The 20,231-nt window shown below is 44.3% G+C and carries 22 protein-coding genes; 15 read left to right on the top strand and 7 right to left on the bottom strand.

Features of this window, described 5'->3' with window-relative positions:
* Window positions 1-253 precede the first annotated feature (253 nt).
* From RIG66_RS11830 to RIG66_RS11775, 12 genes are all read left to right on the top strand, one after another.
* A complete protein-coding gene (locus RIG66_RS11830; protein WP_446337469.1) occupies window positions 254-406 on the top strand; it encodes a DUF2256 domain-containing protein in 153 nt (50 codons plus the stop codon).
* Between the two features lie 23 nt (window positions 407-429).
* Complete coding sequence (locus tag RIG66_RS11825) at window positions 430-1,362, top strand: isoaspartyl peptidase/L-asparaginase (RefSeq protein WP_446378228.1); 933 nt, start codon at window positions 430-432, stop codon at window positions 1,360-1,362.
* 421 nt (window positions 1,363-1,783) lie between these two features.
* Entirely contained in the window at window positions 1,784-2,191 is a 408-nt protein-coding gene (locus tag RIG66_RS11820; protein WP_446378226.1) for a response regulator transcription factor, read from the top strand.
* Window positions 2,192-2,555: 364 nt separating this feature from the next.
* Complete coding sequence (gene upp / locus RIG66_RS11815) at window positions 2,556-3,191, top strand: uracil phosphoribosyltransferase (RefSeq protein WP_446341941.1); 636 nt, start codon at window positions 2,556-2,558, stop codon at window positions 3,189-3,191.
* Between the two features lie 32 nt (window positions 3,192-3,223).
* A complete protein-coding gene (locus RIG66_RS11810) occupies window positions 3,224-3,745 on the top strand; it encodes an ureidoglycolate lyase (RefSeq protein WP_446378224.1) in 522 nt (173 codons plus the stop codon).
* A 46-nt stretch (window positions 3,746-3,791) separates the two neighbouring features.
* Window positions 3,792-4,973 (top strand): acyltransferase family protein, encoded by a 1,182-nt coding sequence (locus RIG66_RS11805; RefSeq protein ID WP_446378222.1) that lies wholly within the window; start codon window positions 3,792-3,794, stop codon window positions 4,971-4,973.
* A 439-nt stretch (window positions 4,974-5,412) separates the two neighbouring features.
* On the top strand, window positions 5,413-8,211 hold the full coding sequence (gene secA / locus RIG66_RS11800) for a preprotein translocase subunit SecA (RefSeq protein WP_446378220.1): 2,799 nt from the start codon (window positions 5,413-5,415) through the stop codon (window positions 8,209-8,211).
* A gap of 277 nt (window positions 8,212-8,488) precedes the next feature.
* Window positions 8,489-8,878, top strand: a complete 390-nt coding sequence (gene psb28 / locus RIG66_RS11795) for a photosystem II reaction center protein Psb28 (RefSeq protein WP_446378218.1) — start codon at window positions 8,489-8,491, stop codon at window positions 8,876-8,878.
* Between the two features lie 7 nt (window positions 8,879-8,885).
* Complete coding sequence (gene thyD / locus RIG66_RS11790; protein ID WP_446378216.1) at window positions 8,886-9,797, top strand: thylakoid membrane protein ThyD; 912 nt, start codon at window positions 8,886-8,888, stop codon at window positions 9,795-9,797.
* A gap of 152 nt (window positions 9,798-9,949) precedes the next feature.
* On the top strand, window positions 9,950-10,267 hold the full coding sequence (locus tag RIG66_RS11785; RefSeq protein WP_446378214.1) for a hypothetical protein: 318 nt from the start codon (window positions 9,950-9,952) through the stop codon (window positions 10,265-10,267).
* Window positions 10,264-10,386 carry a hypothetical protein gene (locus RIG66_RS11780; protein ID WP_446378212.1) on the top strand — a complete coding sequence of 41 codons (123 nt, stop codon included), beginning with the start codon at window positions 10,264-10,266 and terminating at the stop codon, window positions 10,384-10,386. The genes RIG66_RS11785 and RIG66_RS11780 overlap by 4 nt, the downstream gene beginning before the upstream one ends.
* The gene (locus RIG66_RS11775) at window positions 10,380-10,652 is read left to right on the top strand and encodes an aspartyl protease (RefSeq protein WP_446378210.1); all 273 of its coding nucleotides are present in this window, start codon (window positions 10,380-10,382) and stop codon (window positions 10,650-10,652) included. Before RIG66_RS11780 ends, RIG66_RS11775 begins: the two co-directional genes overlap by 7 nt.
* 43 nt (window positions 10,653-10,695) lie before the next feature.
* Here RIG66_RS11775 and RIG66_RS11770 read toward each other — a convergent pair whose 3' ends face one another.
* From RIG66_RS11770 to RIG66_RS11760, 3 genes are all read right to left on the bottom strand, one after another.
* Window positions 10,696-11,895 carry a hypothetical protein gene (locus tag RIG66_RS11770; protein WP_446378208.1) on the bottom strand — a complete coding sequence of 400 codons (1,200 nt, stop codon included), beginning with the start codon at window positions 11,893-11,895 and terminating at the stop codon, window positions 10,696-10,698.
* A complete protein-coding gene (locus RIG66_RS11765; RefSeq protein ID WP_446378206.1) occupies window positions 11,882-12,337 on the bottom strand; it encodes an NACHT domain-containing protein in 456 nt (151 codons plus the stop codon). Before RIG66_RS11765 ends, RIG66_RS11770 begins: the two co-directional genes overlap by 14 nt.
* A gap of 165 nt (window positions 12,338-12,502) precedes the next feature.
* Complete coding sequence (locus RIG66_RS11760) at window positions 12,503-13,351, bottom strand: esterase/lipase family protein (protein WP_446378204.1); 849 nt, start codon at window positions 13,349-13,351, stop codon at window positions 12,503-12,505.
* A gap of 87 nt (window positions 13,352-13,438) precedes the next feature.
* Between RIG66_RS11760 and RIG66_RS11755 the strand changes: the two genes are divergently transcribed.
* Entirely contained in the window at window positions 13,439-14,215 is a 777-nt protein-coding gene (locus RIG66_RS11755; protein ID WP_446378203.1) for a type I restriction endonuclease subunit R, read from the top strand.
* A gap of 112 nt (window positions 14,216-14,327) precedes the next feature.
* A complete protein-coding gene (locus tag RIG66_RS11750; RefSeq protein ID WP_446378201.1) occupies window positions 14,328-14,909 on the top strand; it encodes a sugar O-acetyltransferase in 582 nt (193 codons plus the stop codon).
* An 823-nt stretch (window positions 14,910-15,732) separates the two neighbouring features.
* Here RIG66_RS11750 and RIG66_RS11745 read toward each other — a convergent pair.
* Window positions 15,733-16,698: a protochlorophyllide reductase gene (locus tag RIG66_RS11745; protein ID WP_446378199.1), complete on the bottom strand. Its 966-nt coding sequence runs from the start codon at window positions 16,696-16,698 to the stop codon at window positions 15,733-15,735.
* A gap of 909 nt (window positions 16,699-17,607) precedes the next feature.
* Window positions 17,608-18,396 (bottom strand): ergothioneine biosynthesis protein EgtC, encoded by a 789-nt coding sequence (gene egtC, locus RIG66_RS11740; RefSeq protein ID WP_446378197.1) that lies wholly within the window; start codon window positions 18,394-18,396, stop codon window positions 17,608-17,610.
* A 26-nt stretch (window positions 18,397-18,422) separates the two neighbouring features.
* On the opposite strand from egtC, the gene RIG66_RS11735 reads away from it, so the two are divergent.
* The gene (locus RIG66_RS11735; RefSeq protein ID WP_446378195.1) at window positions 18,423-19,064 is read left to right on the top strand and encodes an ABC transporter permease; all 642 of its coding nucleotides are present in this window, start codon (window positions 18,423-18,425) and stop codon (window positions 19,062-19,064) included.
* A gap of 81 nt (window positions 19,065-19,145) precedes the next feature.
* Here the strand turns inward: RIG66_RS11735 and RIG66_RS11730 are convergent, their stop codons facing one another.
* Window positions 19,146-19,418: a hypothetical protein gene (locus RIG66_RS11730; protein ID WP_446378193.1), complete on the bottom strand. Its 273-nt coding sequence runs from the start codon at window positions 19,416-19,418 to the stop codon at window positions 19,146-19,148.
* Window positions 19,419-19,610: 192 nt separating this feature from the next.
* Window positions 19,611-20,225 (bottom strand): Uma2 family endonuclease, encoded by a 615-nt coding sequence (locus tag RIG66_RS11725; protein ID WP_446378191.1) that lies wholly within the window; start codon window positions 20,223-20,225, stop codon window positions 19,611-19,613.
* Window positions 20,226-20,231: the final 6 nt, after the last annotated feature.

Genomic DNA, 20,231 nt, shown 5'->3' with positions numbered 1-20,231 from the left:
TCTGCATTTTTCTCGGTTTTTAGAGCAACTTGTAATTTTTCTTTTTGAGCGGGTTTCAAATAATTTTTGGCTGGCATATTTTTTTCGTTTTTCGGATTTCCTATTTTAATTATACCCTATTTAAATGCCGAACAGCTTAGTCAATTAAATAGTATTTGCCCGAATAAAGTTCTGCCTAACCCACCCTACTGGTTTACAGGATTACAGGTTACAAGGAGTTACGATTGAGGAGTTAACTGCTCCTGAACGTAACATGGCACGAGTACGCTCTAAGTCAGATCTACCGACCAAAATCTGCCCCGTCTGCGAACGTCCTTTCACTTGGCGCAAAAAATGGGCGAAATGCTGGGATAATGTAAAGTTCTGCTCGGAACGCTGCCGCCGACGCAAATCCCAAGCCAGTTGACTATCAAGGAGTTCGTGAATTCAATGCAACCCAAATTAATTATTCATGGTGGTGCCGGAAGCGCCCTGAAAACCAAAGACGCCACCCAAGCGGTGCGCGATTCGCTTTATCAAATACTTGATGAGGTCTATGCCCTGTTATCATCGGGTGCAAACGCCCGTGAAGCGGTGATTCGAGGCTGTCAACTCCTCGAAGATGAACCCCGCTATAATGCCGGAACGGGTTCGGTATTACAATCCGATGGACAGATTCGCATGAGTGCGTCACTGATGGATGGTAAACCTCAACGCTTTAGCGGTGTGATTAATGTCTCACGGATTAAAAATCCCATCAATTTGGCGAAGATTTTGCAAGATTGTCCCGATCGCATTCTCTCGGATTTTGGGGCGGCGGAATTGGTGCGGGAAGTGAATGCACCGATTTACAACCCCTTGACTGAGAAGCGTTTACAGGAATGGTTACAGGATAGACAGGACAACTTTGAACGGACGATGGCGGATGTCGTCAGCGAACCCGAACTCCTTTCTTCGGAAGCCGGACGTGGCACAATTGGAGTTGTGGCATTAGATAGTCAGGGCGGCTTGGCGGCGGGTACATCCACCGGAGGGAAAGGATTTGAACGCATTGGTCGAGTCAGCGATTCGGCAATGCCTGCGGGGAATTACGCCAACTTAAACGCGGGGGTAAGCTGTACCGGAATTGGGGAAGATATTATTGATGAATGCTTCGCCGCACGGGTGGTGGTGCGTGTCACCGACGGTTTATCCTTAGCCGATGCTATGGAACGTTCCATAAAAGAAGCAAAGGAGAATCGGCGGGATTTAGGTGCGATCGCTATTGACGCTAGGGGTGCGATCGCCTGCGGAAAAACCAGCCAAATTCTCCTTGCTGCTTACCATACCGGACACCAAAAGGGAGACACACTAGAAATGATTGAGGAGGTGCAAACGGTATAGCAGAGGTTATCCTTCATCAATAGGCTCAATCAACCAATCTCGCGGGTTGCCTGGATGGAGACAGTATTTCTGGGCAAGACGTGCTGTTCCATCCCAGCTTCCGGCTAATTATGGATTAATCAGCCTTTGTTTGGAGTTAACCACAACTAACGTAATACGCTTGTTTACAGTGTATTACGCTCTTGTCTGTAGTTTCACTGATCAACTCGCTTGAGTCAAGTTTTGTTTGCAAATCTTTATAAGGATAGATCTCTGTAAATTCTAGGAGAGGGTTCCCCAACGATAAGCAACGTCTAGTTTTCCCGAAAACTTGAAAAATCTAGAGAATTCACGGATGAAACCCCTCAACTGTTAGGGAATAATAAAGAAGAACAACATGATTCAATCCAACTAAAACGCCAGTATGGGAATAGGCGAAACAATGCAAAGAATTCTAATCATTGAAGATGACATAAGCCTGCGTGATAATTTATCCGAAATTTTAGCAATGGAAGGATATAACCCGTCCAATGGCTATGATGTAATTTCCACAGATAACGGGTCAAGTGGCGTCAACTTTAGCTTATGTCTGAACCCAGAATTAATTATTTGCGACATTAATCTGCCCGGATTTGATGGGTATACTGTGTTATCACAACTGCGCCGATTTGGTCGCCAAACCCCGTTTATTTTTTTGACAGCAAAATCCGAACCCAGGGATATTGAACGCGGGATACGTCTAGGAGCGAATCTGTATGTAACCAAACCTTATGTCTTGGAGGAATTTATCAGCATGGTGAAGCGAGTGTTAACGGATATCCCTTCTCCCTCTTCTGCATCAAAAGTATAGCGCTACGCGCCAGGGAATAGGCAATAGGCTTTCTTGCAATAGTGAAGTTGTAGAGACGTTGCATGCAACGTCTCTACCATAAGATGCGTCTCCCAAGATCCAGTCGTCTTTAGACGACTGGATAAGAGTTTTAGTCCATTGCCCACCAACTATGACGTTACCCATTGACTTTGCTAGTGTAAAATAGGCTAATAGTCTCACTGTTATATTGTTTTTATTTTGGATATTGCAAAAATGAATTAAATCCATTTTGCAAATACATTTTATCTTATATTCCTTTCTTTGCTGTGATTTGGCAACAGGAGTGGTATACTCTCAGGAAGATTAACTTTTATACAGATAAAAATCTGTCTACTATTAACAAATGATCCCTCAAGTTACAGTAATCGATCACCCATTCGTACAGCACAAGCTAACCCTTATGCGTCAGGCTGACACCAGTACAGCTAAATTTCGTCAACTGATGAAAGAAGTTGGCGGCTTGCTAGCTTACGAGGTAACGCGGGACTTACCGCTTAAATACGCACCGATTAAAACACCTCTGGCTCCCATGCACGCTCCCATGCTGGCTTCAGATAAGAAAATGGTGATTGTTTCGATTATGCGGGCAGGGCAAGGGCTGGTTGATGGTATCTTAGAATTGATCCCTTCCGCCCGCTTGGGGCATATTGGCTTGTATCGCGATCCAACGACTCGGATTCCGATTGAATATTATTGCAAACTGCCTCATGATATTGAACACCGAGACATCTTGGTTGTTGATCCCATGGTGGCTACAGGGAATACAGCCGTAGCAGCCGTGGATCGGGTGAAGGATTTTATCCCGTTGTCCATTAAATTTTTGTGCTTGCTAGCTGCACCGGAGGGAATCGCGAATTTCCATGATCATCATCCGGAAGTCCCTTTGTATACCGCCGCGATTGATGAAAGCTTAGACGAGCATGGTTATATTTTGCCCGGACTTGGGGATGCAGGCGATCGCTTGTTTGGGACAAAATAGCAGTAAGCTTTGTGTTGCAATTGATATCTGTCATGAATCGCACCATTTCAGTGAAACAGCTTTCAGTAGAAGAAATTAGCGCCGAACGCTTTCAACCTTTCGGTCAATTAATCACGCCGACAGCCGATGATAAACCCTATGATGCAACAGATGCCCAATTAGTTCTGCACGACGGTACTCCCCGCTTTTACATCATGCGCTTGTATCACAGAGGTCGCAAATTTCACACAATCACGCGCCATCAGCAATGTACCCAATGTTTGGGTTCTCTAGAAGGGAAAGACTGGTGGATGGCGGTTGCACCTGCTTGTGAACGTGAACAACCCGCCATTGATGAAATTAAAGTTTTTCGGATTCCGGGAAACTGTTTCATCAAGTTAGAACTAGGGACTTGGCACGCTGGTCCTTATTTTGAACATGATGTTGTCGATTTCTACAATTTAGAACTGAGTGACACAAATGAGGTTGACCACTTTACCCATGATTTTAGGGAAAGCCACAATTTAGAATTTGAAATTGTGGAGAGAAGCCTAAAACCATATAGTTTTTTTTAAAAAAAGTAGGTACAACTCTCAAGAACAATCAAAAAGCATTAGTTTTATGCAAGTTAAACCGAACCATAGTAGAGATATCCGATTTGATATTCTTAAAATTATTGGCATTTTCGGAATTTTTGCTGCCCATGCCATTTATGGAAATAGTCAAAATTCGATCGAAATGGTCATAGAAGAATTACGAAACTTTGATGTCCCACTCATGGTTATCATCTCAGGAAGTGTTTTTTATCATTCTTCTGGTGATAAACAATATTCATTCATCACTTACCTGAGAAAAAGAATTCCTAGATTAATTATCCCCGTATGGTTTTTTCTTATAGTACTTTTTGTTTTTACATATCTAGTCACTTTAGCTCAAGATAAAAACCAGGTATTTCCTTTTAGTTTGAAAGAAATAATAGGAAGCTTTTGTTTGTTGAATTATATCAGCATTGGATATGTTTGGATTCTTCGTGTCTTTGTCTTAGTTGCCATGGTTTCTCCACTTTTCTTAAAGTTAAAACAGGCTTTGTCAAGTCGGCTATTTTTCTTGATGTCTTTGGGAATTATTTATGGCGCTTATGAAGTATTGGCTAGTTTTATCCTCAGGTTAAATGTAGAAAATACGGGCATTTCTAATCCTATTCTTGATTTTATTTACGGCAGATTATTCCTCTTTATATTTTGGCAGCAAATTTGTTTTTATTTAATTCCTTATAGCTGTTTATTCGGACTGGGGATGATAATGGCAAGAATGAAAAATAGTTCAATCTTATTAATTTCTATTTTCGCTGGTATTGTGTATATTATTTTAGGATTAAATTATTATAGTGACGCCGGATATTTTGTTTCAACCTATATTGCCAAGTTCCCGCCGAGACTTTACTATGTGACTTATGGTATATTTATGTCAACTTTAATGTATTTATTCGTTGACTTTTGCTTGAATCTATGGAATAAATTAAATTTTCATAACAATCAGATAGATCAGATTAAAAAAATTATACTTTTTATTAGTTCTTCGTCACTATGGATCTATTTGTGGCATATTTTATTAATTTATCATGGAGGAGCTATTTTCAAAATACTTAACCTTAAATCACAAGCAATTGAACGTTTTTTGGTGTGGTTAATACTTTCTGTATTGATTACATATTTTCAAAAAATATTTATATCTTATATCATTAAAAGAACGACATACGGTCAAAAATATTCTGAAGCCTTATCCGTGATATTTCTTAAGTAAAGTCAATAGCTTATTGGGGCGATAATAGGAGGTACATTCCATTTTTACCAAAATAAGTAAAACGCATTTAAATTGTGTATTTCCTGTTGCCCGTTGCCCGTTGCCTGTTGCCTGTTGCCTGTTGCCTTTCAGGGTTTGAGGTATCCCAATTTAAATGCCGAACAGCTTACCATCTTATTATAGGATTAGCATCTTGCCCACGCGCCAAGAGTATCCACCAGCATTGTTCGAGATCCCCGTACCCCCTCAATCTGAGCAAAAATGGTAGGATGATCATAAAAATGCCGCCCTAAGCGGTGGTTTATCATGGGTTAGCCGTTAGCCACTGGGACTCGTGCAAGATTGCCTGTGAACGCTGACTCCCCTATTCATGCCCTTAGTCTTGAGTGTCTAACCTTAACCCTAGACAAAGCGCGATTAGACGTATCCCTCTCCTGCTATGTTAAAAAACTTACTTGGCGATCCAAACACCCGCAAACTTAAAAGATACCAACCGTTCGTTGCCGATATCAACGTTCTGGAAGAAGATATCCGATCGCTCTCCGATGAGCAACTCCAAGGGAAAACCGTAGAATTCAAGCAGCAGCTTGAAAAAGCGACAACCGATCGTGAGCAAGAAGAACTGTTAGAGGATCTCCTACCCGAAGCCTTTGCCGTCGTGCGGGAAGCTGCATGGCGGGTTCTGGGAATGCGCCATTTTGATGTGCAGCTATTAGGTGGTGTTGTGCTGCACCGGGGAGAAATCGCGGAGATGAAAACGGGTGAGGGGAAAACCCTTGTATCCACCCTCCCAGCTTATCTCAACGCTTTAAGTGGCAAAGGGGTACATATTGTTACCGTCAACGACTACCTGGCACGCCGGGACGCGGAATGGATGGGACAGGTACACCGTTTCCTGGGATTAACGGTGGGACTGATTCAGTCAGGGATGGGTCCTGCGGAACGACAGCGCAACTACGGCTGTGATATTACCTATGCCACAAACAGCGAGTTGGGCTTCGACTACTTGCGGGATAATATGGCAACCTCAATGAATGAGGTGGTGCAGCGTCCCTTCAATTACTGCATCATTGACGAAGTAGACTCCGTACTCATTGACGAAGCCCGCACCCCCCTGATTATTTCTGGACAGGTGGAACGCCCTACCCAGAACTATATGAAAGCGGCTCAAATCGCTAAAATGCTTCAGCCGGAGGAGCATTATGAGGTTGATGAAAAAGCGCGTAATGTCATCCTCACCGATGAAGGCTTTATCGAGGCGGAGAAACTCCTAGAGGTTGGGGATTTGTATGACCCGGAAAATCCTTGGGCGCACTATATCTTCAACGCGATTAAGGCAAAGGAACTGTTTACCAATGACGTAAACTATATCGTGCGTAACGATGAAGTGGTCATCGTCGATGAGTTTACCGGACGGGTCTTACAGGGACGGCGTTGGAGTGATGGACTGCACCAGGCGATTGAGGCAAAAGAAGGCGTCGAGATTCAAAAAGAAACCCAAACCCTAGCGACAATTACCTATCAAAATTTCTTTTTGCTCTATCCCAAGCTAGCCGGGATGACCGGAACAGCCAAAACAGAAGAAGCCGAATTTGAAAAAATCTATAACCTACAAGTCACGATTATCCCCACCAATAAGCCCCCCGGACGGCGGGATATGTCGGATGTAGTGTATAAAACTGAGGAAGCCAAATGGAAAGCGGTGGCACGAGAATGTGCGGACATGCATGAGCAAGGACGCCCAGTATTGGTGGGTACGACCAGTGTGGAAAAATCAGAAGTGCTTTCGCGTTTGTTAAGCCAATTGGACGTTCCCCATAATCTGCTCAATGCCCGACCGGAGAACGTGGAACGGGAATCAGAAATTGTTGCCCAAGCGGGGCGCAAAGGGGCGGTGACGATCGCGACGAACATGGCAGGACGTGGTACCGATATTATCTTAGGGGGTAATGCAGATTACATGTCGCGGCTGAAAGTGCGGGAATATTTCATGCCGCAGATTGTCATCCCCGAAGAAGAAGATTCCTTTGCGGCTATGGCAGGAGGGGGTGGGAAACGCTCCCAAGCCCAAGGGTTTGCACCAGGGAAAAAGGTGAAAACTTGGAAGGTAAGTCCCCAGATTTACCCGACTCAGTTGTCTCCGGAAACCGAGCAAAAGCTGATTGAGGCGGTGAAGTTTGCGGTGCAGCAGTATGGGGAACGCAGTCTACCGGAATTAGAAGCCGAAGAAAAAATAGCGATCGCGGCGGAAAATGCCCCGACGGATGACCCAGTGATTCAAAAGCTGCGGGAGGTTTGTCGGGCGGTGCGAAAGGAATATGAAGCCTTTACTCATAAAGAACAGGATGAGGTAATCAAAACCGAGCCGATCGGCGGATTGCATGTGATTGGTACCGAACGCCACGAATCTCGCCGGATTGATAACCAACTCCGGGGACGGGCGGGACGCCAAGGTGACCCGGGTTCGACGAAGTTTTTCCTCAGCTTAGAGGATAACTTGCTGCGGATTTTTGGGGGCGATCGCGTGGCGGGGATGATGAATGCTTTCCGAGTTGAGGAAGATATGCCGATCGAATCCGGAATGCTGACTCGTTCCTTAGAAGGGGCGCAGAAAAAAGTGGAAACCTTCTACTATGACACCCGGAAACAGGTGTTTGAATATGACGAGGTGATGAATAATCAGCGGCGGGCAATTTATGCCGAACGTCGTCGGGTGTTAGAAGGATTAGACTTGAAAGAACAAGTCATCCAATATGCGGAGAAGACGATGGATGATATTGTAGACGCCTACGTCAACCCGGATTTGCCGCCGGAAGAATGGGATTTAGGCAGTTTGGTATCCAAGGTACAAGAGTTTGTGTATTTGTTGCAAGATCTCCAGCCAGAGCATCTGGATGATATGACAGTCACGGAGATTAAAACCTTCTTGCATGAAGAAGTCCGCAAAGCTTACGACATTAAAGAAGCCCAAATCGATCAAATTCAACCGGGATTGATGCGACAAGCAGAACGGTTCTTCATCTTGCAGCAGATTGATACCTTGTGGCGGGAGCATTTGCAATCAATGGATGCGTTGCGTGAGTCAGTCGGGTTACGCGGTTATGGGCAGAAAGACCCACTGATTGAGTATAAGCAAGAAGGCTATGAAACCTTCTTGGAAATGATGATTGACATTCGTCGCAATGTGGTGTACTCACTGTTCCAATTCCAGCCGCAAGTGCAACCGCAAGCGGTTTAGTCATTTGTCATTTGTCATTTGTCATTTGTCATTTGTCATTTGTCATTTGTCCTTTCCGATACGAGGGTTTAATCCTGCGCTAAGCAAGGGCGCAAGCCTTGCGCCCCTACGAATCATCAAATTACTTCTAAAAACAAAAGAAGGGGGACAATTTTCTCCGACCCCCTTCTTTTCTAGAATCCTTAGTCATTGATGCTAAGAAAAAGTCACGCTGACTCGTCTTTATAATAGGGATCTGTTGGAGTATACTTAAAAATATAGTATTCCCCATTTAAAAATGACTTCCCAAACGCCATCGATTCAATTTTTTGAAGGACTTCCTGAAGAACTGAGCAATGTTAGCTTACGGCGCAATCGAAGTTCGGGCGTGCGTTCAGTATTAATGAGTTTCGATTCCTTAAAAGCGATAGAAAAATTCCAGAGTTATACTAAACGATTCGCCAATGCCTTGCTTTTAATTGATGAAGAAGGGCAGATTAGTGTGGAACCATCATCGGTTAAATTTATATTCGGTGGTCCAGAAGGCGATGATTTAAGGCGGGTAGACTGCGAATTTGAAGTCGAACGCCAAGATCACTGGGATCGTTTTATGCGCTTTATGCACCGCTATGCCGAAGCCAATGGTATGGCTTACGGTGACACAAAACAAGCACAGGGAGCAGAGTAGGTTAATCGTGAAAATCGCTATTACTGGAGCAACCGGATTTATTGGTTCTCGCTTAGTCAAGCGTCTGCTTGAGTTAGAGCATCAACCGATGATTTTAACCCGAAACCGAGCCAAAGCGACTCGGCTGTTTCCTGACTTAGAGATTATCGGCTATACTCCCACCGAATCGGGATCTTGGCAAGACGCGATCGCAGGGTGTGATGGAGTGGTAAATTTGGCAGGAGAACCCATCGGTGAGAATCGTTGGACACCGGAACGGAAAAAAGCAATTCTCGATAGTCGCCAACTGGGAACAAGGCGAATTGTTGAAGCAATCAACCAAGCTCAACCCAAACCCAGCGTGTTAGTAAATGCGTCGGCTGTTGGCTATTACGGGACTAGCGAAACAGCAACGTTTGACGAAACCAGTCCCCCCGGAGATGATTTCCTCGCCCAAGTCTGTCAGGCTTGGGAAGCGGAAGCGCAAAAGGTGAAAGAGGCTGGAGTGCGGTTAGTTATCCTCCGGTTTGGCATTGTTTTAGGAGATGGTGGCGCACTGGCAAAAATGTTACCTCCATTTCAACTATTTGCTGGGGGTCCAATTGGTAGTGGGCGTCAGTGGTTCTCGTGGATTCACCGAGAGGATTTGGTGAACTTGATTATCAATGCACTCACCCGTAATGAAATGGAAGGAGTTTTCAATGCTACAGCACCCAATCCTGTGCGGATGTCGGAATTTTGTCAGACTTTGGGAGATGTCATGAATCGTCCCTCCTGGTTACCCGTTCCCAGCATTGCTCTAGAAGCGTTATTAGGAGAAGGGGCTACGGTGGTGCTAGAGGGTCAAAAGGTGTTACCTAAGCGAACAACTAGCAGTGGTTTTAACTATGACTATGCCAATGTCAAACCTGCGTTAGCTGATATTGTGACTTCTAATTGAGTATTCAACCGGACATAAGTAGGTTGGTGGAAATAAACTCAACTGGATCAAGTTATATTAACAAGCCTCAAACCCTTACAAATGACGAATGACGAATGACAAATGACGATCTCTACCATTAACTTTAATTTTCCCCACCTACTTAACATAATATGACCCAGCAGCAAACCCAGCGCCCCTTACGTCGGGGTCGAATATTTCCTCAACATACAATACCGCCGCAAGAACTGGCAAGACGTAAAGCGGAACGAAATGCACGGTATCAATGCTGTTTCTCGGTTTTTGAACGAGTTCGGGATGAGTTAATCGGGGATCACTATAACTGGTTTATACTAATTGAGCCAAATAGTGGGGACTATTTTATTGATCCCGATGAAGATAAGGCGGTGGAAAAGGTGCGTCAAAAGTATCCGACTGGCTGGTTGATGACATTCCGGATTAATCAGACGGGAGCCTGCGGCATGATATGATTTATGGCAGATTTGGCGATATTGGTGAGCTTTTTTTTGAGATTGATTTGATTACAGCCGAGGGTGAAGCGTTTCAAGTTGATGCGTTGTTGGAACGGGATTTACGACAGGTTTGTTAGCCGTTAATAGTCAAGATATTGATGGATTGGGGTGGCTGGTGATTGAACGAAATCAAGCCATGCGGATAGCACAAGGACAGGATGTGTTTGATTTGTATCAGGGAACGGTGAGTCGTGATGGGGTTGAGTACAGAATTCCTGTTCATGTGGGCGAAGAAATTCCTGATGTTTTGCTGGGGTTACAGTGGCTGGGAATGATGCGGTTAGTCGTAGATGCGCCAGTGGGAGTATTAACGTTAGAGCATCGGGGGAGGAATGGCAGTTAGGGCGATGTTGGGTATTGGTTTGTAAGCTTTATTCGGTGGGGGTTTAGCGTTCAAGTTCCATCTGGGCAAAGTGTTCCATCAGCATTCGATGGATGAAAATGTAGCCGCCACCAACTTTTTGCAGGAAGATGCGATCAGTGGCGTAGTCGAGGAAATGGGCGTAGTTCCAAGGGATGTAGTTGTTGCAGTAAAGGATGAGGCGGAGGGAGAAGTGTTTGATGCAAGCGTTGCCTCCAGATATCAGCCTGAAAATTAGCCCAACAATCAACCCGAACCTTATAGCATTACGAACTGATTTCCAAATTCCTTCATTAGGACTTGTTTTTGTTTCAATTTCTGAATTCTCAAACCCTCTAGTTAGCCCTTCAATCAGCGCTTCAATCAGCGCTCCAATCAGCCAGATAATTGTTCTTGCAAGCCACCAAAATATACTACCAATTAAAGTGTTTAACACTTCCTCTGGCCCCATCAATTCAATCAGCTTGTTCACCTCCTTGTTCACCTCCTTGTTCACCCGCCTTACAATCAGTGATCCAATCAGTGATCCAATCAGATTATTCTTAAATTTGTTCCAATTAAATCGAACTATCTCAACTGTTTTGATTTCTTCAGGATTCTTCCTTTTCATCAGCCCGACAATCAGCCCAACAATCAATATGAAGACCAGCCCGACAATCGACATGAAAACCAGCCTTCCAACCAACATAAAAACCAGTCCAAAAATCAGTCTGTAAATCAGTTTGTAAATTTGTTCTGACTTTCTATTTATTAGCAAATATGGCTGCATTTTTTCAATGAAAAATACCGTTTGCGACTTCTGTACTATCCGGGTAGCTAACCAAATCAGCCAGCGCTTTACTTGCACGCTTTTATACCGTTGATTAGTCTTCCGACGCTTAAACATATTCTCAATGTAATCATCAAAAAGCTGCCTACGCCTTTCTTCCAAAACCTCAGTTTTCGGCAAATTTTCAACGGCTACTCCCTGGTAAGCCAACGTCATAATATTAAGCATCAAAGGGGATTGGGCTAACTCTTGTAGTACCGTATCCTCTACAATTAATGTCCTCAACCCTGTCAAATCAGCACCGACACTATTCAAATAATTATAGATTTGTTCTAAATTCAGCAATCTTATATAAACAGCACTTTGAAAATTCAGACGGTTAGATAAAGCTTCATAGTCTTTAATCCGACTGCATACCACCAACTCGACACCATGATCTTGCTTAAATTGGTTCAACGCTTGCAATACAGTGGTCTCGATACTCCGCCTTTACTTCGTCTAAACCATCCAGCAATGGTAAGAGTTGCTGTTGTGTTATCCAGGCTTGACCTATTTTCTTAGGTACAGAATACTTACTATTCAGTTCCTCCACTAACCAATCCTCGATTTTCTGCCGTTTATTCGCCCAAGAGGAGAGGTTAAATACAACAGGAATCAGCCAATTAATGTCTTGTTCCGCACGGGCAATTAAATCGCGGGTGAGTTCCAGTAACGTTGTGGTTTTTCCTGACCCAGGTTCCCCTAAAATTAGTAGCGTTCGACCTATGCCGATTTGGTCAAAGATATCGATGATTTTAGTTCCATCGGGGAGGGGTTGAGGTGAGTCATCCGTCTCTATAATCAGATTCCAAGGATTAGTAATTGCATCGGGGCGTTCCTCCAACCCCAACTCAATCATCACCTGATTGTAGAGTGATTTTTCTAGAACGCCTTTGACCCAAAAATTGTTGACTTTTGTAAGTAAAGCCTGACGATTGCGATACTCTTGTCGAGTTAGGGACGATTTGGGTTCATTCTTACCAGGCGGATTTAACTTTACCCGTTCCGATTCGGGCGACTTCAGTCAAGGTGGCGATTCTTGAGACTGTATCTCAATCGGAATTGCGTCTCCTTGTTTTTCCTTCTGGGTAATTGGTGGTAACGGCGCCGCTAAATTCTTATCGATAAATCGCTTCACCTGGCGGTAAATCTGACTCTTCTTATCCGCCACCTTACAGATAGAAATATGGTCAAAATCCATCGGGACAGGAATCACACCCTTAATCCCCGGATCTGCACTGGTTTGATTGACGACTAAAATCCCTTTGGTTGGTCGCGTTTCGCAGTACACTAACATCGGGATTTGGCTAAACTGGTCATCATTGCGATATAAAAGATTCAGTTCCCGTAACCGCGAGTGATGCGCCTCCAACTCCTCAACAGAGACAGTGGTTTGCAGAATCCCACCGATATGCTTAATCCAACTCGCCATATCTGAACCGGAATGAGGCGTAGACAGGAATACAATCCCCCTTGTCTTTTGTGCGATCGCACTCCACCTACCAAAATCCCTAGCACTCCGCAGCATCTGCTTAACCAGCAATCCCCCCATGCTGTGAGTGATAAAAATAATCGGGCGATCGCCTATCTCATAACTATCCAGCAGATCTAAACTATTCGTGGCGCGATCTGCTAATGGCATGGAATTCCCTTTCCAGCGAAAGGGTTCCACCTCATACCCCAGTGACCAAATTCCCACATCGGGTAAATCTTCCCCCAACCAGGCGCACCAAAAGTTATCATCATCCTGCTTTCCCTGGGGATGCCAAGTTCCCCGCGCCGTACCCCCCAACCCGTGGACAAAAATTACATCTCCTCGGCGGGATGAGTTGTCACACCCAGAGATTTCGATTAAATCATTGAAGTTACTCACCAGCTATCCCATTGTTCTGTAGTGGACAAAATTTGGGTGATACAAATAGGAAAAAGATATCCTAATCTAGCCAATGCTTAGGGGATTTTGACAAGGGGTTCGTATCAAATCTTTAAACTCTCATCCTCAACCCTAGCCAGTATACTGTATTCTGAATTCGGCTTACAGTGGAAACTCCAAGATTACCATCCCCGCTTAGAATTAAAGAAGACGACGCCCATTTATGCTCAAATCTATGCCATGCCCCAGGTTATTGGTGTTACCAAAGCGATTACAAACTTAAACCAGGCGCATCATACCTTTCAATTGCAGCCGACAACCAACCCCACCTTCTTCCCAGAATGGCTAGAACCCTTACCCGAACTCAGCCTAGGGGAAATTGAAACGTGCGATCGCCTACGAACCCGCTATCGTTATTACCAAGCTGAAGGTGTGATTACCGAAAGTACCGTAAACCTGATTATAATTGCTCCCATTCTAGAACTATTAGGCTTGTACGATCCCCCCTATCTCATCAAAGGGGAAAAATACATCAAAATTGAAATCGAAGACAAAGACCAAATCCTAGAGGGACTCATTGATATTTTAGTCATGCAGGAGCGATTGTGGCTCATCCTTTTAGAAACCAAACGCTATGGTTTTAGTGTGATGCAAGCTTTACCCCAAACCCTCGCCTACATGATGTCTAACCCGACAACCGAGAATCCCGCTTATGGTTTAATTACCACCGGAGAAGATTACCTTTTTGTCAAACTAGACCCTCAGCAAAGAGAATATGATTTATCTGATAAATTTACCATTTCAACTCGCCGTGAAAACCAACTGCATCGGGTGATTCAGATTTTAAAACGACTCATAGAGTAGAAGAAAACTGTTAAGCACAAACGCCATTTATGGTAGGGGTACGGCATTGCCGTGCCCCTACAGGTAGCTTACAATAAATGGTGTTATGGAGACACGGAAAGACAGGTTTCTGATGAGCGAAAAACAGAAGATGTTAGCGGGAGAGCTATATCTAGCATCTGACCCTGAATTAAAAGCATTACACAATCAAGCCTGTCATCTCACCCGCTTGTACAATGCCACAACTGAAGACGAAGTAGAAACGCGATCGCACCTTTTACAAAACTTATTTGGCAAGCTGGGATCTAATCCTCAAATTAGTCCTCCCTTTTACTGTGATTATGGCAGTAATATCTATGTTGGCGATAATCTCTATATGAACTATGGCTGTGTAATTCTCGACTGTAATACAGTTCACTTAGGCGATAACCTGTTATGTGGACCCTATGTGCAGATCTATACCGCCTATCATCCCACTGATCCCGCCCAAAGATTAACTGGACGCGAACTGGCTGCACCGATTAAAATTGGCAATAATGTCTGGATTGGTGGCGGTGCAATTATTTGTCCAGGTGTCACCATTGGCGATCACACAACTATTGGTGCGGGTAGTGTTGTGACCAAAAGTATTCCCGCCAATGTTATCGCAGCGGGAAACCCCTGTCGGGTTATTCGACAAGTGAGTCCAACTCAACCTCCAATCTTAGAAGTTTAACCCAAAAAAAGGCGATCGCCCTCTCTTGTTGAAAGAGAATTAAAAGCGATCGCGCATTCTTATCTATCAGTGGCGTTGATTAAATAAAGACCCTTATCAAACACGTCACTTGAATCTGAAAATGCACCCTAACATCCATCTGCTATCACTAAAGTTTCACTTACCAGTAACTGTTCACGTAGAGCCATCTCTTTTCAACGAATTGCTCCACTCAAACAGGTTTTGCCGTTCTACAAAACTTTGTTGAGATTAAAAACACAAAGCTTGAACAACCTAACGGCTTGTTGGGTAAATGCGCCCTATCTAAATACCGTCAACATCAATCGTCCACAGCAATGGAATTTTCTTCTGGCTGTGAGAGTAAATTCCCTTACTGTAATACATCTAAGTCACCTTCTTTAGAAGGAATATTAACTATAGTAGAAAAGAATACAATAATTGTCAACGCTTTCGTAATACACTGTATTATTTCTTCGATTAAGTCGTCAGGACATGGACAAAGGAACAGAAAACGGGGAATAGAGAACAGTCAGGAGTTGACACTTGTTAATATTTCTTAATATTTTATGCCCGTTGAAACCATTGCCCATTGCCTATTCCCTATTCCCGATCCCCACCACAAGACTTATTCAGCAACCCCGAATTATAGTCGGGGCAATTTATGAATCACCCCGACTCATGATAGGGAGTACTTGGGACAAACGGTAACACCTAAGCTGTTTGGGATTTAAACCTTAATCTCAATAATGGTGAAATCCTTCTAGGGTGAGCATCTTGCTCGCAACCCATTCCCAATTTAAATGGGTGACAGCTTAATCTCCCATCAAGCAACTCCCACTAACTTGGCGCTTAACTCCCACATCCGTTCCCCTTTTTGATCATCGCGGGCTTGGGGAGAAACCTTCTGCACAAAGGATTTACCCTCTTTCTTCTGTCGGTTCCCCCAACTCCAATAGACACCGGATTGGCTATATTCAGGATCGGCAACGACAGCAGCAACCCGTTCACCTGCCAACTCCTGCGACACATACCCACCCGTGATGTGTTTCTGGAACAAGGGAAAGATTTTCTGAAACAAAGGATAGTGATTGCGGAACAGGGGTGTATCAGCCACACATCCTGGATACAGTGAACTGAAGACGATACCGGTTGACTCGTGATAACGTCGATGCAGTTCTCGCATGGTCAGGACGTTACAGACTTTGCTATCTTTGTAAGCTTTGACCGGTTCAAACTTTTTGCCATCAATCATCGAGTGAGGCTCTTTGAATCCCACTTCAAACCCCTTGAGTTCACCTAAGTCTGGACGCGGTGGAATCTTTCCACCCAATTCATCGGGATTATGAGTCACCGTTCCCAAAATGACCAGCCGGGGAGACTCAGCCGAGGAATGCTTCAAATCCTCCAGCATCAGATGAGACAAGAGGAAATGTCCCAGGTGATTTGTGGCAACACTTAATTCATACCCTTCTGGCGATCGCAGAGGTTCCTTGAGTAAGGGCATATAAATGGCAGCGTTGCACACCAAGGCATCTAAGGATTTGCCGCTTTCCCTGAATTTAGTTACAAACTGGCGCACACTCTCTAAGCTACCCAAGTCGATATGCATAATCGTGTAGCTGTCCTCCGGCATCCCCACCTCTTGGGCAGCGTTTTGGGCTTTCTCTAAATTCCGACAAGCCATCACGACATGCCAGTTTCCCCGTTGCGCCAGGGCTTTGGCAGCATACAAACCCACCCCTGACGAGGCACCCGTAATTACAACCGTTGATTTCTGATGTTGTTCCATTTGGTTCAAAACTCCGTTAACCGCCGTTAACTGCTTTCTAGGATTTCATCCCACTGATCTAACGATTTTACATTTCAGTAGATCCAGTTGATCAAAAAAGTTTCCGATGGATTGGGTAGAGAGGCAGAAGTAAAATTTGTGACCTCGCTCACCAAAGGGATTCTATCTAGTCACGCTGACGTTGCATTGAAATTACTTATCCAGACCATACAGTATCACCCATCTTCTTGCCAATCATCACCTGGGTTGTGTTATTCAATGCCTAGATCTTTTCTTTACAATTCAATATATTTGTTAAAAGAAGTTTAGAAAATCCGTGACTTGTAGTTAATTAATAATTATCGGAAGATTAATAATGACTTATTACCAACTCTCTCATAACCAATCTCAGCACGGAGATAAATTGTCGTTAAAACTACGGTACAAAATGTTCAACTCAAAAACTGAGGATAAGTTTGAGGCGTGGATTACCCAAATAGAAGATGACTGGAACGATGAAATCGCTGCCTGTCTTCAGGGCCAATTTCCCGATTGGCGTGGCTAATCAGGAGTTGTCTTCGGCAGGGTATGAATGAATAAACCTAGGGTATGAGGCGATAAGTGCAGGTATCTAGAATGCAGCAATCCTGCCAGATAACGGGATTCCGCAATACTGTTAAAAGATAGTGAAGCCTGAAAAAAATACCCTGGACTTATCTCAAACTAATCTTAAGAGCTAAGCTATAGAACTCAAGCTATGCCTATTCGACTTAGTTAGACATCTAAGAAAACCCGAGCGTGAGAGAGCGCTGGGTTGAGAAAAATGAGATGGTAGGTATTTATTAGAATAACACAAACTGCAACGGCATTGAGATTGCGGTGCATCAGCAGCCTCTGGAATAGGTCAAGTTCCATGACATTATCCGTTCTTTAGAATTGATTGATGCGAACTTCCAAATCCTCTTTAACCACCAGCAGGCTATTGGTTGGGCAACTGTGCCAATTCCCCGCAAATAAGGGTTCAGAGGCAATGAGGACAGCGTTAGGGTAATTAGGATCATCCCGTAACCAGTATAGGGTGGGCGCACTACTACCCGATGCGTAGCGACTAGCAACGAGGCTATGCCCATCACTGATAATCACATTGGCAGAAAAGTTGACGTGGTAGGATTCGGCTAGTTGTGTCAACTGGATCAAGGTTTGGGATAAAGCTTTCTCTAAGGAAGAATCGGGAACCGTTTGGAGTTCATTGACAAGGAGGGCAAAAATATGCTCAGAATCAGTCGTACCGTAGATTGACTGGTAAATTTCATCACTCAGGCGATCGCGAATCGGTCGATAGAGCGTTTGGCGGAATCGTTCGATAAAACCATTGTGAATGAATAAGGTGCGATCGCGGCGAAAGGGTTGACAGTTTCCCATATCCAACGCTTGACCCGGTGTCGCACTCCGTACATAGGCGAGTACACAGTCAGAGTCCACATAACGGCTCAATTCCGGTAGATTACTATCATTCCAGATGGGTAGCGTATTTTTGTAAGTAAATGGATCAACATCCTGGGTTGAGTGATACCAGCCAATGCCCAATCCATCCGCATTGACAACCCCCGATGTCATCTCCTGGGGTAAGTAACTCTGAACAACCAGGGAACGTTCCGGTTTATACAAAAGCTGATCGAGTTGGAGAGGGGAACCTAAGTAGCCTAGTAATCGGCACATACTGATTAATTTTGTCCGACGACGTTATGAATTATATTATTAAGAATCCTACAGATATTATTCAATTACTGCTCGAACATCTCCAGATGACGAGTTTAGCCGTACTGATTGCTATCGCGATCGCACTGCCGTTATCGGTGCTGATCACTCGCTACCGTTGGCTGAGTATCCCAGTCGTGGGTATTCTGGGCATCCTCTACACCATACCCAGTCTGGCGCTAATTGTTCTGCTTGTGCCACTTTTGGGGTTAAATCGCCAATCAGTCGTGGTAGCGATGATTCTCTATACCCAGGTGATTCTGGTACGAAATTTTTTAGTCGCCTTACAATCGATTGATCCGAAAATTTTAGAAGCCGCACGCGGGATGGGGATGAATGCTTGGCAACGTTGGTGGTGGGTACAAGTTCCCCTAATTTTACCCATTGGTATTGCCGGAATCCGTTTGGCAACCATTGTCGCGATCGCGATCTCCACAATTGGTGCTAAGTTTGGGGCGGGAGGATTGGGGGTACTCCTCTTTGATGGGGTGTCTCAGAGTCGCTACGATAAGATTTGGGCGGGGGCAATTACCGTGGCGATTCTGGCATTTGCTTTAAATGGTATCTTGCTGGGATTACAGTGGCTATCGAATCCGCAACGAAAAATCAAGCTGATGAGTGAGGGTTGATTGGGAGTAGGGATTGGTAAAAGAGTTGGAGCGGGTGTCGTTGTATCTTGATGAGGTGACTGACGTTCAATCTGCCGTAAATCATTTTACAGTACGCTCAATCGCGCCACCAAAGCTGACAGCAACATCATAACCAATCCGCATCGTAAATAACCTGGCGTTTGGTTTATTCTGCTTTAATCTTAAGGCTATTTCTACGCCAGTTTTATCAATTTCATATTCGCCTGTTTCAGAATCAATCACAATCATTTTGCCAATGTTATCACCATACTCAACTTGTTGGCGAATGCCATTTTCGTAAAATTGTTTAGCTCTGTGGGCAACTTCTTCTACACTCCAAAAAATAGCCTGCATGATAATGACACCTGCTTTGTGCTTTTTAATTATTATATTAGGATGAATATTAATACTTTATAATAAGTAGGTTGGTGGAAATAAACTTAACTAGATTAAGTTTTGTAAAAGTACCTCAAACCCTTACAAAGGACGAATGACGAATGACGATCTCCACCGTTAACTGTAATTGTCCCCACCTACTTACCATTTTCAATCCCAAACTCGACGCAGATTCAACACAAAACCTGGTAACACTGCTTCACCCGACAATTCAGCCGGATTCTCCAACACCTCCACATCCTTACCCGCTCGATAAATCTCCACCCGTCGCTGCTGCGGATCGATTAACCAGCCCAATATAGCGCCATTGTCGATATACTCCCTCATTTTATCTTGCCCAGACTTGAGAGTATCTGAACTAGAGCGTAACTCAACCACAAAATCTGGGCAGATATGAGCAAAGGTTCCTTTTTGTTCCGGAGTAAGCGCCTGCCAACGTTCCCGACTCACCCAAGAGGCATCAGGAGAGCGAGTTGCACCATTGGGTAAAATAAAGCCAGTCGAGGAGTCAAAGGCTTCACCCAAATCCTCATTTTCTTCGTACCAGCGATCAAGTTGTCCGGTGAGGCTGCGGTTGCGTCTCCCAGTTTCCCAGCCTGTTGGTGGGTTCACAATTAACTCTCCTTTTGCACTTCTTTCCAGTCTCAAGTCGCGATTGGCTGCGGCTAAAGCAGCAAACTGTTCCTGGGTGACGTACAGCCCAATCGCCTTAGGCAATTCAATCGATAGGGTTTCAGTTTCTCGACTAGCAGGTGTCTGTACCATCTTTTT

This window comes from Coleofasciculus sp. E2-BRE-01, from assembly GCF_040221695.1.
GTDB lineage: Bacteria > Cyanobacteriota > Cyanobacteriia > Cyanobacteriales > Coleofasciculaceae > Coleofasciculus.
Note: the sequence above shows the minus strand (reverse complement) of the source record. Positions and strands in the feature narration are given on the sequence as shown.

Excerpts from the sequence above, each read along its gene's own strand:
- RIG66_RS11830 (WP_446337469.1), top strand. The coding sequence starts at position 254 with ATGGCACGAGTACGCTCTAAGTCAGATCTACCGACCAAAATCTGCCCC.
- RIG66_RS11825 (WP_446378228.1), top strand. The coding sequence starts at position 430 with ATGCAACCCAAATTAATTATTCATGGTGGTGCCGGAAGCGCCCTGAAA.
- RIG66_RS11820 (WP_446378226.1), top strand. The coding sequence starts at position 1,784 with ATGCAAAGAATTCTAATCATTGAAGATGACATAAGCCTGCGTGATAAT.
- upp (WP_446341941.1), top strand. The coding sequence starts at position 2,556 with ATGATCCCTCAAGTTACAGTAATCGATCACCCATTCGTACAGCACAAG.
- RIG66_RS11810 (WP_446378224.1), top strand. The coding sequence starts at position 3,224 with ATGAATCGCACCATTTCAGTGAAACAGCTTTCAGTAGAAGAAATTAGC.
- RIG66_RS11805 (WP_446378222.1), top strand. The coding sequence starts at position 3,792 with ATGCAAGTTAAACCGAACCATAGTAGAGATATCCGATTTGATATTCTT.
- secA (WP_446378220.1), top strand. The coding sequence starts at position 5,413 with ATGTTAAAAAACTTACTTGGCGATCCAAACACCCGCAAACTTAAAAGA.
- psb28 (WP_446378218.1), top strand. The coding sequence starts at position 8,489 with ATGACTTCCCAAACGCCATCGATTCAATTTTTTGAAGGACTTCCTGAA.
- RIG66_RS11785 (WP_446378214.1), top strand. The coding sequence starts at position 9,950 with ATGACCCAGCAGCAAACCCAGCGCCCCTTACGTCGGGGTCGAATATTT.
- RIG66_RS11780 (WP_446378212.1), top strand. The coding sequence starts at position 10,264 with ATGATTTATGGCAGATTTGGCGATATTGGTGAGCTTTTTTTTGAGATT.
- RIG66_RS11765 (WP_446378206.1), bottom strand. The coding sequence starts at position 12,337 with ATGATTGAGTTGGGGTTGGAGGAACGCCCCGATGCAATTACTAATCCT.
- RIG66_RS11750 (WP_446378201.1), top strand. The coding sequence starts at position 14,328 with ATGAGCGAAAAACAGAAGATGTTAGCGGGAGAGCTATATCTAGCATCT.
- RIG66_RS11745 (WP_446378199.1), bottom strand. The coding sequence starts at position 16,698 with ATGGAACAACATCAGAAATCAACGGTTGTAATTACGGGTGCCTCGTCA.
- egtC (WP_446378197.1), bottom strand. The coding sequence starts at position 18,396 with ATGTGCCGATTACTAGGCTACTTAGGTTCCCCTCTCCAACTCGATCAG.
- RIG66_RS11735 (WP_446378195.1), top strand. The coding sequence starts at position 18,423 with ATGAATTATATTATTAAGAATCCTACAGATATTATTCAATTACTGCTC.
- RIG66_RS11730 (WP_446378193.1), bottom strand. The coding sequence starts at position 19,418 with ATGCAGGCTATTTTTTGGAGTGTAGAAGAAGTTGCCCACAGAGCTAAA.
- RIG66_RS11725 (WP_446378191.1), bottom strand. The coding sequence starts at position 20,225 with ATGGTACAGACACCTGCTAGTCGAGAAACTGAAACCCTATCGATTGAA.